Below are 15,596 nucleotides of genomic sequence, written 5' to 3'. Positions count from 1 at the left end.
CCAAACAGAATACATGAATTTTCAGGTGGATTTATGTACAATACATATTGGACATTACGAAATAAAAGGAGCACGGGGTCTATGCAGGTCGAGACACTACAGATACATAATGAAAGTAAATTACTAAAGGATTACCGTAATAACGACCCAAATATTATGCGATTTTTTGATTACCACCCATATAATGACTTCAAAAAACGTTTATCAGAACTTGAAAACCGTTCATTTGATCGGGAGAAGCTTACTGATTTATTAAAAGTGATGAACAGCGAATGGGGCGTACCTCAATCCTCGTTAGATAATATAGCAAGGCTAAAGCAGAGAGAAAGTGTCGTGGTTATTGGTGGACAGCAAGCAGGGATTTTAATGGGTCCGATGTATACGATTAATAAGATTGTCTCTATTATTCAGCTTGCAAGACAACAAGAAGAGGAGCTAAATATTCCTGTTATCCCTGTTTTTTGGATAGCTGGGGAAGATCATGACTTTGCTGAAATTAATCATATTTTTGTGCCAGGAATCTCCAAAATGAAAAAATTTAAGTTATTTCAACAGGCATTAGGCAAGCAATCAGTTTCAGACCTTGATTTAGATAAAGAAGGTACAGAGACTTGGATTTATCAATTATTTGAACAGCTGGAAGAGACCGCGAATACAAAGGAACTATTTAAAACCATTTTATCCTGTCTTGATGTGGCGAATTCGTACACAGACTTTTTTGCGCGACTCGTATACAGCTTGTTTCCTAATGAGGGTCTTGTTCTTATTAATTCAGCTGACAAAGAGCTTAGAAAAGTAGAATATAAACATTTCATCTCTCTTGTCCAAGCACAGCCCGAAATAAGTAGGGGAGTTTACGATGCAAGTGAAGACTTAAATCAATTAGGTTATTCTATCTCCCTTGAGTTAGAAAAGGAGGATGCTCATCTTTTCTATCATGAGAACGGGGAAAGAATATTACTTGTAAAAGACGAGGAAAATATGTGGGTCGGTAAACAAAACGAAGTCCGTTTTACTACAGAAGAACTACAAGAGATTGCAGTTAAGCAGCCGTACAATTTGAGTAATAATGTAGTGACCCGTCCCATTATGCAAGAGCTCTTATTTCCAACACTAGCATTTATCGGGGGTCCAGGCGAGGTTGGGTATTGGGCGGTATTGAAGCCTGCATTTGCAGCATTGGGAATGAAAATGCCTCCTGTACTGCCTCGATTATCTTTTACATTTATAGACCGGAATGTGGAGAAGGCTTTGTCTAAATATAGTATTCATGTTGAACATGCTATCAATTATGGCGTGGAAGACATTAAACAAGCCTGGCTGAATAAAAAGCAGGACCCGCCAATTCATGAGCTAAGTGTAGAAATAAAGCAAAAGATAAAAGATATACACAAGCCATTGCGTGATGCGGCAAAAGGGGTACGCGCTGATCTTGGAGATTTAGCTGATAAAAATCTCCATTATTTACAGGATACTATTCTCTTTTTAGAGGGCCGAATAAACAAGGCCATAGAAGAAAAGTACGCGAAGGAAATAGAAGAATTTGATTTGATTTCATTGTCATTAAGGCCTGAGGGAGGATTACAAGAAAGGATTTGGAATCCTATTTTTTGGCTAAACCATCACGGAGCAGAATTTTTACAAAGCATTATCCATCGAGATCTTTCGATGAAAGAGTCCCATTTTGTAGTATGGTTATAACCCCCACCATTACCCACTAATAATATTAATACATGAGAAGAGCTGTCCAGCCTTGCTGTGACAGCTTTTTTGTGTTGTTTTAAATATCTCGGTAATTGTGCTTTTTATAGAAAGTTAATAATTAGTGGGAAACTAGTGGTGAATAGTGGGGGGATGTGGTAATATATATTTATGAAAGTGGGGCGAACTATATGTTCATGGGCGAATTCCAGCATAACATTGATGCAAAAGGAAGAATTATCGTTCCTTCCAAGTTCCGTGACGAGCTTGGTGAGACATTTATTGTAACGCGTGGACTAGACAAGTGTCTGTTTGCCTACCCCATGAATGAATGGAAATTATTAGAAGATAAGTTAAAAAAACTCCCACTTACTAAAAAGGATGCCAGAGCTTTTACTCGGTTCTTCTTTTCAGGAGCTGTTGAATGTGAAGTGGATAAGCAGGGAAGAATAAATCTTCCACAGCCACTTAGAGGTTATGCAGCATTGGAAAAAGAATGTGTGGTAATTGGTGTCTCAAACCGTATAGAGTTCTGGGCAAGTGAAAATTGGGAAGACTATTTTAATGACTCTGAAGAATCCTTTGCAGAATTAGCCGAGAACCTAATGGATTTTGATATTTAATTTAACCCTTAGTTGCTAAGGCGAAAGGAATTGACAAAAGTAGGTGGATCGTATGTTTGAGCATTATAGTGTATTAAAGCAAGAAACAATAGAAGGTTTGGCAATAAAGGCTACTGGTACATATGTTGATTGTACAGTCGGTGGTGGCGGTCATTCGGAAAGTATTGCATCACAGCTTCAAGAGGGTGGACGATTAATTGCCTTTGATCAGGACGAGGATGCTTTGCAAGCAGCCAAAGAAAGGCTTATAGCTTATGAAGACCGTATTTTGTTCATCCATTCTAATTTTAGTGGCCTAGAACAAGCATTAATGGACCACGGAATAAACGAAGTGGATGGCATCTTATTTGATTTAGGTGTGTCTTCTCCACAGTTAGACCGAGGAGAGAGAGGGTTCAGTTACCAACATGACGCCTTATTGGACATGAGAATGGATCAGAGTAATGAGCTAAATGCGTATGAAATTATTAATAACTGGCCTTATCAAGACCTTGTCTCCATCTTTTTTAAATATGGTGAGGAGAAATTTTCTAAGCAGATTGCCCGTAAGATCGAACGACAACGTGAAGAGAAACCAATTGAAACAACGCATGAGCTAGTAGAAATCATTAAAGAAGGAATTCCAGCGGCAACCCGCCGTAAAGGTGGACATCCTGCTAAACGCGTATTTCAAGCGCTTCGGATAGCAGTAAATGATGAATTGCAAGTCTTCAATGATGCGCTACACCAGGCAGCAAGAATGACAAGTTTGCACGGGAGAATTGTGGTTATTACCTTCCATTCACTTGAAGACAGACTATGTAAGCAAGCATTTAAGAAATGGAGCACTGCAAAACCAACTCCGCGAAATCTGCCAATTGTTCCAGAGTCTCATGAGGCACCATTTAAGGTTATAACAAGAAAACCTGTGATTGCAGGTGACCAAGAACTTGAAGCAAATCGCAGGTCACGTTCTGCAAAACTACGAATTATCGAAAAAGTAAAAGCTTGGGATGAATCATTTAACTATGAGGAAGGGTGGAAAAAATAATGAGCGCAAATCATGCACGTCAATGGCAGCAGCCAAGGACCCAGCAAAGACCGGAGAAACAAGAAAAAGTTGCGGTAAAAGTTCAACGGCAAGGTTGGATTACAAAGGGAGAAAAAGTAATCTATTCGGCAGTAGGAGCAATGTTAATTGCAGCTGGCATATTTGTCGTTTCTTTCTCATCCAGTACTGATGCATTAAACCGTGACATGCAAAAGCTAGAAAAAACAGTTCAAACACAGCAAACAACCAATGAAGGGTTGCTTTTTGAAATGAAGGAATTAAGCAGGCCAGAACGTATCACCAAAATTGCAGAAGAAAATGGGCTAAAAATACAAAATACACAAGTGAAACAAACAACTGCCTATAATGAAACTGAGTAATCAGGAGAGAAAGTTATGAAAAAAAACCGTACAACACATTTCATGGCTGGTATTCTCATCATTATTTTTGTCGGTGCTTTCTTGCTTTTAACGGGTAGATTTCTCTATATTCAGGCCACTGGTGAAATAAATGATGTTTCATTAGAAGAATGGGCAGAACAGAAACGGACCTCTTCTTATACAATGTCAGCAGAACGAGGGAAAATTTTCGACAATAATGGCATGATGTTGGCATATGATAGACCGACCTTTCGCATGTACGCAATTCTTGATGAAGCTTATACTGGGGAATCGGAAGAGCCCAAGCACGTGGTAGATCCTGAGAAAACAGCAGAGGAGCTAGCACCATTATTAGATGTTGAGAAAGAAGAACTGCTGGAAAGCTTAAAGAGCGGGATAGAGAAGGACCGTTTTCAGGTCGAGTTCGGAAATGCCGGGAAAGAGTTATCCCAACAAAAAAAGGATGAAATTGCCGCGAAAAACCTTCCAGGAATTAAATTTGAAGAAGAGGCGCTACGTTATTACCCAAATGGCATGTTCGCATCACAGGTGATTGGATTTGCCAGAGATACGGAAGTAGAAGATGAAGATGCCAATATTGTGCACGAAATTAAGGGAATTGCCGGCATGGAAAAAGTGATGGATGATATACTTAAAGGTACTGATGGTCAAATCTCTTACCAGCGTGATAAATACAATAAAAAGCTACTAGACCCAAATGAAGTAGTAACAAAGCCGCAAGACGGGGATGACATCTATTTAACTATCGACCAAAAAATTCAAACACTACTTGAGGATGCGATGACTCAGGTAGATTCGAAGTACAGTCCGGAAAGAATGAGTGCTGTCGTCATGAATCCAAAGACAGGTGAAATCGTGGCAATGAGCAACCGCCCAAGTTATAATCCCAATGATCCTAGCAATGTGGAAAACTGGTATAACGATGTGGTCTCAACCCCATTTGAACCAGGTTCAACAGTTAAGATGTTTACATGGGCAGCTGCCATTGAAGAAGGCGTTTATAATGGAGGGGATAGCTATGAATCTGGTAGCTACCGACCGAATAAAAAAATAAAATCGATTAATGACCATAACGGCGGAGCAGGCTGGGGATCGATTACATTTGATGAGGGATTCCAGCGATCTTCTAACGTAGCTGCAGCCAAATTAGCCTGGGAGAAGATTGGGCCAGATAAATTCCTAGAATATCTAAAAGCCTTTCAGTTTGATAAAGAGACAGGGATAGATTTACCTGGAGAAGTAAAGGGAGAAATCCTTTATAACTGGCCATTAGAGAAAATCACTTCTTCTTTCGGTCAAGGAAGTACAATGACACCAATCCAACAGATGAAAGCAGCTACGGCGATTGCTAATAATGGGACAATGCTTCAACCTTACGTAATTAAAAAGATTGTGGACCCAGATACTGGCAAGACAGTTGAAGAAAAATCGAAAAATGTGGTAGGCAATCCGATATCTGAGGAAACAGCAGACCATGTTTTGAAACTCCTCGAATCAGTTGTAAATGGTGAGCATGGCACAGGGAAAATGTACAAGCTTGACGATTATACGGTAGGTGGCAAAACGGGTACAGCTCAAATACCGAACGATGAACCAGGCGGCGGGGCTTATATGAGCGGAAAGGAAAACCATGTCTTTTCTTTCCTCGGAATGGCACCAATTGACGACCCACAATTAATGATGTATGTCACAGTTAAGCAACCTGAATTAGGACCAACCGAATCAGGATCAGATCCAGTTTCGTTCATCTTTAAAAATGTCATGGAAAACGGCTTACATTATTTGAATATAAGTCCAGATAACGAAGAAACAGAAGAAACGCAACATATGAAGGTTCCTAAGTTAGTAGGTGAAAACGTAAGCGACGTACAAAAGACCCTCGAGAAGGAAGGTATACGCACTACAGCAGTAGGAAAAGGCAAAGTAGTTGCTGCTAGTGTAGAAGAAGGAGAAAGTATTCTGGCACATGACCATGTCATTCTAGTTACGGAAAATCCAGAAATGCCAAAAGTCATAGGCTGGTCTTTACGTGAGGTGCTACAGCTTTCTGACCTAATAGGGTTAAATACAGAAACGTCGGGCAGTGGGTTTGTCGTTACACAATCTATTAAGGCAGGCACTGCGCTTAAAGAAGAAGATTCATTAAGTGTCGAATTGCTTCCGCCAAATGAGCAGCAAGAAGAGGAAGATAAAGGAGAAACGGAGCAAGAAGAGGAATAAGCAATAACATGAAACAGTGTTCTATTCTAATTTTACAATCATATAGTGGATACAAGCCTACCTATGAAAAGGGGATGGAAAATGAAACGCGTATCCACTGTGACTGTAAAAAAACGAATCGTTACTGTTTTTCTTTTTGGTTTACTTATTTTTAGTATTATTGATATTAGACTAGGTTATGTTCAATTTATCATAGGTGACAAACTAGTTGGACAAGCCAATGATCTATGGACGAGAGATATTGTGTTCGAACCTGAAAGGGGACAAATCTTGGACACGGACGGAGAGGTATTAGCGGATAATGTTACAGCTCCCTCTATCGTAGCAGTGCCGAGACAAATTAGTGATCCAGAAGAGACGGCAGAGAAGTTGGCGGGCGTTTTAGATGTTTCAAAAGATAAAGTGCTTGCAGATATAACAAAAAATGCATCGAGTGTAAATCTTCGTCCAGAGGGAATTAAAATTAGTGAGAAACAGGAGCTTGCTATACGAACTTTAAATATGGATGGGATATATTTAGCAAAGGATTCTAAAAGACATTATCCAAATGGGGAAGACCTTTCCCATGTTCTAGGCTTTGCTGGTATTGACAACCAAGGCCTAATGGGATTGGAACTCTACTATGATGATAAGCTTAAAGGAGAGGAAGGAAGTCTGTCGTTTTACTCAGATGCGAAGGGGCGGCGTTTGGATAGTCTAGCAGATGTATATACACCGCCAGAAGATGGACTTAACTTAAAAACCACAATTAACTCAAAAGTACAGACAATTATTGAAAGAGAACTAGATCTCGCTGTTTCAAAATATAGTCCAGATGGGGCGCTTGCTATAGCGGTAAACCCCAAAACGGGTGGTGTTCTTGGAATGAGTTCGCGTCCCAATTTCCATCCAGAAAATTACCAGGAAGTAGACTCCAACATCTTTGATCGAAACTTACCCATTTGGAGTACCTATGAGCCCGGATCAACTTTTAAAATCATAACGTTGGCAGCTGCTTTAGAAGAGGCAGTAGTAGACCTGGAAGAGGATGAATTCAACGATGATGGCTCAATTAGTGTTGACGGAAGTGAACTTCATTGCTGGAAAAGCGGTGGCCATGGTAATCAAACATATCTTGAAGTGGTGCAAAACTCCTGTAACCCCGGGTTTGTGACACTAGGTCAGAAGCTCGGAGAAGAAAAGCTTTTTTCATATATCGATAATTTCGGTTTTGGAGAGAAAACTGGAATTGATTTGCAGGGTGAGGGGAATGGAATTTTGTTTGCAGAAGATCAAGTTGGACCTGTGGAGCTTGCCACTACTGCATTTGGGCAAGGTGTATCTGTGACCCCGATTCAGCAGGTTATGGCAGTAGCTGCATCTGTGAATGGTGGCTATTTATATGAACCTTATCTTGCTGAATCATGGATTGACCCAAAAACAAATAAAATTGTAGAAACACATGAACCGAATGTTAAAAGAAAAGTCATTTCGGAGGAAACTTCCGAAGAGGTCCGTTACGCGCTTGAAAGTGTTGTTGCGCAAGGTACAGGCCGGCCTGCATATGTGGATGGATATCGTGTCGGTGGGAAAACCGGTACTGCACAGAAAGTAGGACCTGACGGAAATTATATGGAAAACAACTACGTGGTTTCTTTTATAGGATTTGCCCCAGCAGATGACCCAGAAATAGTTGTTTATGTGGCAGTTGATAATCCTAAAAACACGGTCCAGTTTGGTGGTGTTGTAGCAGCGCCAATTGTAGGGCAAATTATTGGAGATAGTCTTCAGGCAATGGAAGTTGAGCCAAGTGCAGGTGGAATGGACAAAGAATATCTATGGCCAGAAGAGCCGAAAGTAGAAGTACCAGATTTAATTGGTTTAACGAAAGAAGAATTAGCAGAATATATGACAAACCTATCCATTGAAACAAGTGGAGAAGGCGAGTATATTATTGATCAGGCACCGGCTCCTGGTACAAAGGTAGAGCAAGGGTCTAAAATGAGGATCTATTTATCCGAAAAAGATCGTTAAACGAAAAAAAATTTGCTATAATGGTTACGCATGAAAAAATCTAGCATAATTCTTAAACGGGGTAAAGCTAGGTGACTCCTTTATTTCGTTAAATAAATTGCAATTAAATAAGAGGGTGGGAACACCCTCTTAAATTTGAATGTTACTGAGAATACATATGTAGGACATTATGAATGATAGGATGTTAGTTATGAGATTAGTGGAATTATTAGAGGAAATACCTTTTTACAATGCAAGTACTTCTTTGGAAGGCATACAGATTGATTCTATAGAGATGGACTCAAGGGTTAACAGTCCAAATAGTTTGTTTGTTTGTATATCAGGCTATACACAGGATGGTCATGACTTTGTTGACCAGGCGATTTCAAATGGAGCCATTGCTATAATTGCTGAGAAACCAGTCAAGACCAATGTGCCAGTAATAATGGTTAGAGACACTGCCAGGGCAATGTCTATGCTTGCTGTTCGTTTTTATCATAATCCAACAAGGAAGCTACCACTGATTGGCGTAACCGGCACGAACGGGAAAACGACAGTTACGTACTTGCTTGAAACCATTTTTAACCATAATAAGCAGAAAACGGGAGTCATTGGCACGATTCAAATGAAAATTGGTGACGAAACATATCCTGTTAATAATACAACACCAGATTCGTTAAGTTTACAGAGATTTTTTAGCAAGATGCTCCATAAGGAAGTGGATCAGGCAATCATGGAAGTTTCCTCCCATGCTTTGGATATGGGACGTGTACATGGTTGTGAATTTGATGTTGCCATTTTCACCAACCTTTCACAAGATCATTTGGATTATCATAAAGATATAGATGATTATTTACGTGCCAAAAGTCTTTTGTTTGCTCAGTTAGGGAATACTTATGCAAAACACCAGCCTAAATTTGCAGTTTTAAATGAAGATGATCCATCCAGTAGCGTATTAAAGCGCAGTACTGCCCAAAATATTTTAACTTATTCTTGTAAAAAAGAGGCAGATGTAACAGCAAAAGACATTCGCTTAGATGCAGGTGGTACTTCGTTTACTTTAAGAACACCTGTTGGTGCCATTGAAATTAATTCCAAGCTAATTGGAATGTTCAATGTTTATAATATGCTTGCTGCTAGCACAGCAGCTATTGCAAAAAATATTCCACTGGCAGTTATTAAAGATGCACTTGAAAGTATAACAGGGGTAAACGGCAGATTTGAGCCTGTGGATGAAAAGCAAAACTATGCAGTAATTGTTGACTATGCACATACTCCTGATTCTTTAGAGAATGTAATGCAAACAATCAAGGAATTTGCTGAGGGAAAAGTTTATGTAGTGGTAGGATGCGGTGGAGATCGTGATCGGACAAAACGGCCCCTAATGGCAGGGATTGCCCTTCATTATGCGGATCGGGCAATTTTCACATCAGACAATCCACGTACGGAAGACCCTGCGCAAATCCTAAAGGATATGACAACAGACTTGTCGAGAAACAAAGCAGATTATGATGTAATATCTGATAGAAAAGAAGCGATTGAACATGCGATAAAACTGGCGCAAAAAAACGATATCATTCTAATCGCTGGAAAGGGCCACGAGACTTATCAACAAATTGGTCTTGTGAAGTATGATTTTGATGACCGAGAAGTGGCAAGACATGCCATTAAGACAAAGGGGATTTAACCATGTTGTTTACAACGGATTGGCTTGATGAATTTCTCACTCCAATGACAGGAAGAAATAATCAATACGAGATATATGAAGTGATGACAGATAGCCGAAAGAATGCGAATAATGCATTGTTTATTCCACTTATCGGCGAAAATTTTGATGCACATACCTACTTGGAACAAGCTGTGGAGAATGGGGCAGTCGCAACGATCTGGGATAAGGGCAAGCCATTACCAGAAAAGCTTGATCCCTCGATTGCCGTCTATATGGTAGAGGATACATTAATGACCTTGCAGCAAATCGCTTCAAAGTACAGAGACCAAGTAAATCCTAAAGTTATTGGGATTACAGGTTCAAATGGAAAGACGACAACAAAGGATATGGTGGCTTCTATCATGAAAACCACTTTTATGACCCATCATACCCAAGGAAATTTCAATAATCACATAGGGTTGCCACTAACTATTCTTTCTATGAAGCGGGAGACAGAAGTTCTTGTATTAGAGATGGGAATGAGCCAGGCTGGAGAAATCGATACCTTAACACGTATCGCCCGCCCAGATTATGCCCTAATTACCAATATTGGTGAATCTCACATTGAGTATCTTGGTTCTAGAGAAGGAATTGCGAAGGCAAAATTAGAAATAGAAAATGGATTGAAAACTGATGGCATACTATTGTTGGATGGTGACGAGCCATTGCTTTCTTTCAAACATCAGCATGCAAATGTTGTGACATGTGGTTTTGAGCCAGGTAATGAACATGTTATTACCTCGGTCCACATAAGTCATAATAAGACGGACTTCGAGGTGGATGGTCAATCTTATACCATACCTCTACCAGGAAAGCACCATGCAAAAAATGCTGCTTTAGCTATGTCTGTATGTGGAAAACTGGGTGTTACACAAGAATGCATCCAAAAAGGGTTGCTGGACCTGGAAATGACTTCTATGCGTTTTCAACTTCTGGAAGGTAAACAGGATGTAGCAATTATTAATGATGCTTATAATGCTTCTGCAACTTCCATGAAGGCAGCAATTGAAGTAGTAAAGCAAATGGAAGGATTTAAGAAGAAAGTTCTTGTTCTTGGTGACATATTAGAACTTGGTGATTATGCAGAGGAACTGCATCGATCTGTAGCGGATGCCATTGAACCGCCAGTTGACACCGTGTATACCTTTGGGGAGAGTGCCAATTGGATCTCATCTGAGCTGCAAAATAAAGGAGCAGATATTGAGATAGAGCATTTTACAACCAAGTCAGCCCTTATCGAAGCACTTCAACCATACTTAAATAAAGAAACACTTATTTTATTCAAAGCATCAAGAGGATTAAAGTTTGAAACAATGGTAGAGGCAATTAGCTAGCCAGTACCTATGGACGGTTAATCTACAAGGAGGAAAAGTAGTGAAAATCTCAATATTATTAATTACAATTGCAATAGCATTTTTAATTACCGTCCTTTTATCTCCGATATTTATTCCATTTTTAAGAAGATTAAAGTTTGGACAAAGCATTAGAGAAGAAGGGCCGAAATCTCATCTCAAGAAAACAGGTACACCAACAATGGGTGGTCTTATGATTGTCTTTAGTGTTGTGATCACATCCATCATTATGGCATTAAAAGCAGGTGCTGAAGGGATCGGTTATGAACTTTGGCTCTTAATTTTTGTTCTGCTTGGCTATGGCCTACTCGGATTTTTGGATGACTTTATTAAGGTAGCAATGAAGCGTAACCTTGGCTTAACATCTAAACAAAAAATGGCTGGTCAAATAATTATCGCACTTGTTTTTTATTTTATTTTACAGAGTAAGGGCTTTGATACATTTATTCAAATCCCAGGCACCTCCGTACAGTTTGAACTTGGGTGGGGATATGCCATTCTTATAATTGTCATGCTAGTAGGCGCTTCAAACGCTGTAAACTTAACAGATGGTTTAGATGGTTTGTTGGCAGGAACTGCAGCCATTGCGTTTGGTGCATTTGGTATTTTAGCATGGTACGGCTTCCCGCAAAATGAGGTTGCAATATTCTCGTTAGCAGTCGTCGGAGCGTTACTCGGTTTTCTAGTATTTAATGCTCATCCAGCTAAAGTGTTTATGGGAGACACTGGATCCTTAGCTCTAGGTGGCGCAATTGCAGCTATCGCAATTTTAACTAAACTGGAAATAATCCTGGTTATTATTGGCGGGGTTTTTGTCATTGAAACACTCTCCGTCATTATTCAAGTAATTTCCTTTAAAACAACTGGTAAAAGAGTGTTCAAAATGAGTCCACTGCATCACCACTATGAATTACTCGGTTGGTCTGAGTGGCGAGTAGTTACGACTTTCTGGCTTGTCGGGCTTGTTTTTGCCGCGCTTGGTATATATATAGAGGTGGGATTAAATTGAAGCAGCTAATCGATTTTCCATATTCTAATGTATTGGTGCTTGGTTTAGCCAGAAGTGGAACGGCAGCTGCCAATGTACTACTTGAAAATAGTAAAAGCGTGCGGATTAATGATATGCATGCAAAAGAAGACGACGAAACGGTTGAAGAGCTTAAGTCTAAAGGTGCTGAGGTGATATTAGGAACACATCCTCTTCATGTCCTTGATGGGATAGATATCATTGTAAAAAACCCGGGGATTCCATATGATAACATCATCTTGGCAGAAGCTATGAAGAGAGACATACCTATCATTACCGAAATTGAGCTTGCTGGACAATTAGCAGATGGGGAAATCATTGCGATAACTGGTTCAAATGGGAAAACCACTACCACAACATTAACAACTGAAATGCTTTCTGAAAGTAGTTTAGCTGTTAAAGTAGCAGGTAATATCGGGTTGGTTGCTACGGAAATCGCTCAGACCGTCGAAAGGGACGAGTCACTTGTCTTAGAGCTCTCTTCTTTTCAATTACTCGGGATTCAACGATTTAAACCGAGTATTGCCGTGCTTCTTAATATTTTTGAGGCACACCTTGATTATCATAAAACGATGGAAAACTACATGGGAGCAAAGTTTAATATATTTCGAAATCAAACGGAAACCGATTATCTCGTTTACAATGCCGATGATACTAAAATTGTAACGGCAATTGAAAAAGCTCCTTCTATAAAGGTGCCTTTCTCTGTCACACAGCGCCTTCCTAACGGTGCTTGGATGGATCAAGACTATTTGTATTACCGTGAAGAAAAAGTTATGCCTATAGCCGATATTGTACTTGTTGGGGCGCATAACTTGGAAAACATCTTAGCGGCTATTGCAGCTGCAAAGTTACGTGGTGCTACAAATGAAGGAATTTACAAGGTACTTACCACTTTTTCGGGTGTTAAACATCGTCTGCAATTCGTAGATAATATCAAGCAAAGGCTGTTTTATAATGACTCTAAAGCAACGAACATGTTGGCAACACAAAAAGCACTCTCATCCTTCAAGCAGCCGGTAATTTTGCTAGCAGGGGGGCTTGACAGAGGGAATGATTTTCAAGCGCTTTTGCCATATTTAAAACATGTAAAAGGGTTGGTCGTCTTCGGCCAAACCGCTGAAAAATTGAAAAAGCTTGGCGAACAGGCAGACATTACGAATATTGTAGCTGCTGAGGATGTAGAGGATGCAGTTGTAAAAGCATACCAGGCTTCAGCAGAAGAAGATGTTATTTTATTATCACCAGCATGTGCAAGCTGGGATCAATATAGAACCTTTGAAGAAAGAGGTGACATGTTTATACAAGCCGTGCATAGACTAAAATAGGGGGCTTGTCTTAAACAGTCAGATGTAATCAACTAAATTGGTAGATAACACCCCCGTCTCATTTAAGAAGAAGGGGTGTTTTTTTGTTGAAAAAAATGATAAAGGATTCAAACGCACCTGATTATATACTGATTGCGGTAGTACTTGGTTTGTTAACAGCTGGAATTGTTATGGTGTACAGTTCTTCTTACGTGTGGGCAGATTATAAGTTTGATGACTCCATGTATTACTTAAAAAGACAACTATTATTTGCTGGTGCTGGGATCGTGGCGATGATCGTCACAACACTTGTACCTTATGGAACTTGGAAAAAGTATGCCAAAATCTTACTTATCACATGTTTTGTACTTTTGTTACTCGTTCTAATCCCAGGGGTAGGAATGGTAAGAGGAGGAGCGCAAAGTTGGATTGGTGTTGGAGCATTTAGCATCCAGCCATCAGAGTTTATGAAATTAGGATTAATTATATTTCTGGCAGCCTATCTCGCTTCAAACCAAAAATACATTACCTCATTTAAAAAGGGCTTTTTTCCCTCTATCATGCTAATCTTTACGGCATTTGGGCTTATCATGCTACAGCCTGATCTTGGTACAGGAATGGTGCTAGTTCTCACCTGCATGGTGATGGTGTTTGTGGCAGGAGCAAGGCTCTGGCATTTTTTTGGACTAGCCGGGCTTGGTGTGTTAGGGTTTGTTGCATTAATTGCATCTGCCCCTTACCGAATTAGCAGAATAACAGCTTTCTTGAATCCTTGGGAAGATCCTCTAGGTGACGGTTTTCAGATTATACAGTCTTTATATGCAATTGGCCCAGGAGGTTTAATGGGGTTAGGTTTGGGGGAAAGTCTTCAGAAGTACTTTTATCTACCAGAACCGCAAACCGATTTTATTTTTGCAATACTAGGAGAAGAATTAGGTTTTATTGGCGGGAGTGCCGTCATTGGTTTGTTTCTCCTATTGCTATGGCGAGGTATTAAAATAGCACTTGATGCACCAGATTCATTTGCCCGTTTCTTAGCACTCGGTATTATTTCTATGCTTGCCATTCAGGCAATGATTAATATTAGTGTGGTAATTGGTTTAATTCCTGTTACAGGAATCACGCTACCTTTTCTTAGTTATGGTGGTTCTTCCTTAACTTTAACCTTATGCTCGGTTGGAGTACTATTGAATATTAGTAGATATTCAAAAATCTAAGTTAGTATACAGGGGGATTTAAAACTGGTAAAAATTAATAGGTGATTAATCTTAAAAACTTGATAAACTATGATTGTATACTACATTTCCATAAGGAACTTGTGATATAATTCATGTAACAGGAAACATTGGCTATTTCTAGTCGAAACTCTTTGTTAATTTTTTATAAAGGAAGAAATGGAGATGAGCCAAAAGAAGATTGTTTCAATCGAGGATCGTATCCCAAAACTGAAACAGGCAAGAAAAAAGAAAGCGAATCGTCGTTTAGTATTCTACCTTTCTATTTTTTTCTTATTAATCTCAATTATTGCTTATTTACAATCACCTTTGAGTGAGGTAAAAACAATAACGATTAAAGGTAATACATTTTTATCCGATAATGAAATAGAGGAATTAAGTGGTCTCACAACAAATACGAATATCTGGAGCCTTAACAAAAAAGCTATTCGCGAAGAAATAGCCGCAAATCCCATTGTTGATTCAGTAGAGGTCTCCAGACAGCTCCCGCGAACTGTGAAAATAGAGATAAAAGAATTAAGTCGGGTGGGGTATGTCACCCAAGAGAGTAGCTACTATCCTGTACTAGGAAATGGAACAGTGCTACATGATGCTGGTCAGAAACTTTCCAACGGGGACGCACCATTATTGCTCGATTTCAAGGAAGAAGAATATTTACATAGGATGACAGCAGAGCTTGAGAAGTTACCAACTAGTATTTTGAAATTAATTTCGGAAATTTATTGGGTGCCAACGGATGATAATAAGAATAAACTTATGCTCTATATGAATGATGGCTTTATGGTAGATGGTACAATTAGGGATTTCGCGGAAAAAATGAGTGTGTATCCTTCCATTGTTTCCCAGCTTGAAGAGGGAAGTAAGGGGATTATTCATATTGGAGTTGGAGCTTACTTTGAGGCGTTTACCGATTTTGAGAGTCAAGAGAACTCCGGTGAGGATAGCGAGGATACTACAGATTAGCTCGATTTATATTGCAAAGTCATATAACGAGTCTGTT

General features: G+C 39.5%; 12 protein-coding genes. All 12 read left to right on the top strand.

The window, feature by feature from the left end:
- Window positions 1-81 precede the first annotated feature (81 nt).
- The 12 genes from bshC to BN988_RS03790 all read left to right on the top strand — a co-directional run bounded on the left by bshC (window position 82) and on the right by BN988_RS03790 (window position 15,559).
- Complete coding sequence (bshC, locus tag BN988_RS03845; RefSeq protein ID WP_036573262.1) at window positions 82-1,701, top strand: bacillithiol biosynthesis cysteine-adding enzyme BshC; 1,620 nt, start codon at window positions 82-84, stop codon at window positions 1,699-1,701.
- 191 nt (window positions 1,702-1,892) lie between these two features.
- A complete protein-coding gene (gene mraZ / locus BN988_RS03840) occupies window positions 1,893-2,324 on the top strand; it encodes a division/cell wall cluster transcriptional repressor MraZ (RefSeq protein ID WP_036576323.1) in 432 nt (143 codons plus the stop codon).
- A gap of 52 nt (window positions 2,325-2,376) precedes the next feature.
- Window positions 2,377-3,354 (top strand): 16S rRNA (cytosine(1402)-N(4))-methyltransferase RsmH, encoded by a 978-nt coding sequence (rsmH, locus tag BN988_RS03835; protein WP_036573260.1) that lies wholly within the window; start codon window positions 2,377-2,379, stop codon window positions 3,352-3,354.
- The gene (gene ftsL, locus BN988_RS03830; protein WP_036573259.1) at window positions 3,354-3,734 is read left to right on the top strand and encodes a cell division protein FtsL; all 381 of its coding nucleotides are present in this window, start codon (window positions 3,354-3,356) and stop codon (window positions 3,732-3,734) included. Before rsmH ends, ftsL begins: the two co-directional genes overlap by 1 nt.
- A gap of 15 nt (window positions 3,735-3,749) precedes the next feature.
- A complete protein-coding gene (locus BN988_RS03825; protein WP_036573257.1) occupies window positions 3,750-5,975 on the top strand; it encodes a penicillin-binding transpeptidase domain-containing protein in 2,226 nt (741 codons plus the stop codon).
- An 81-nt stretch (window positions 5,976-6,056) separates the two neighbouring features.
- Window positions 6,057-7,988, top strand: a complete 1,932-nt coding sequence (locus BN988_RS03820) for a stage V sporulation protein D (protein ID WP_036573250.1) — start codon at window positions 6,057-6,059, stop codon at window positions 7,986-7,988.
- A 181-nt stretch (window positions 7,989-8,169) separates the two neighbouring features.
- Window positions 8,170-9,654: a UDP-N-acetylmuramoyl-L-alanyl-D-glutamate--2,6-diaminopimelate ligase gene (locus tag BN988_RS03815; RefSeq protein WP_036576320.1), complete on the top strand. Its 1,485-nt coding sequence runs from the start codon at window positions 8,170-8,172 to the stop codon at window positions 9,652-9,654.
- A gap of 2 nt (window positions 9,655-9,656) precedes the next feature.
- Window positions 9,657-11,009 carry a UDP-N-acetylmuramoyl-tripeptide--D-alanyl-D-alanine ligase gene (locus BN988_RS03810; RefSeq protein WP_036573248.1) on the top strand — a complete coding sequence of 451 codons (1,353 nt, stop codon included), beginning with the start codon at window positions 9,657-9,659 and terminating at the stop codon, window positions 11,007-11,009.
- Window positions 11,010-11,049: 40 nt separating this feature from the next.
- Entirely contained in the window at window positions 11,050-12,036 is a 987-nt protein-coding gene (gene mraY, locus BN988_RS03805) for a phospho-N-acetylmuramoyl-pentapeptide-transferase (protein ID WP_036573246.1), read from the top strand.
- Complete coding sequence (murD, locus tag BN988_RS03800; RefSeq protein ID WP_036573243.1) at window positions 12,033-13,382, top strand: UDP-N-acetylmuramoyl-L-alanine--D-glutamate ligase; 1,350 nt, start codon at window positions 12,033-12,035, stop codon at window positions 13,380-13,382. Before mraY ends, murD begins: the two co-directional genes overlap by 4 nt.
- 95 nt (window positions 13,383-13,477) lie before the next feature.
- Entirely contained in the window at window positions 13,478-14,578 is a 1,101-nt protein-coding gene (gene spoVE, locus BN988_RS03795) for a stage V sporulation protein E (RefSeq protein WP_036576317.1), read from the top strand.
- 183 nt (window positions 14,579-14,761) lie between these two features.
- The gene (locus BN988_RS03790; RefSeq protein ID WP_036573241.1) at window positions 14,762-15,559 is read left to right on the top strand and encodes a cell division protein FtsQ/DivIB; all 798 of its coding nucleotides are present in this window, start codon (window positions 14,762-14,764) and stop codon (window positions 15,557-15,559) included.
- Window positions 15,560-15,596: the final 37 nt, after the last annotated feature.

The sequence above is a fragment of the Oceanobacillus picturae genome, from assembly GCF_000612865.1.
Classification (GTDB): Bacteria; Bacillota; Bacilli; order Bacillales; family Amphibacillaceae; genus Oceanobacillus_B; species Oceanobacillus_B jordanicus.
This window is presented reverse-complemented; position numbering and strand designations above follow the sequence as displayed.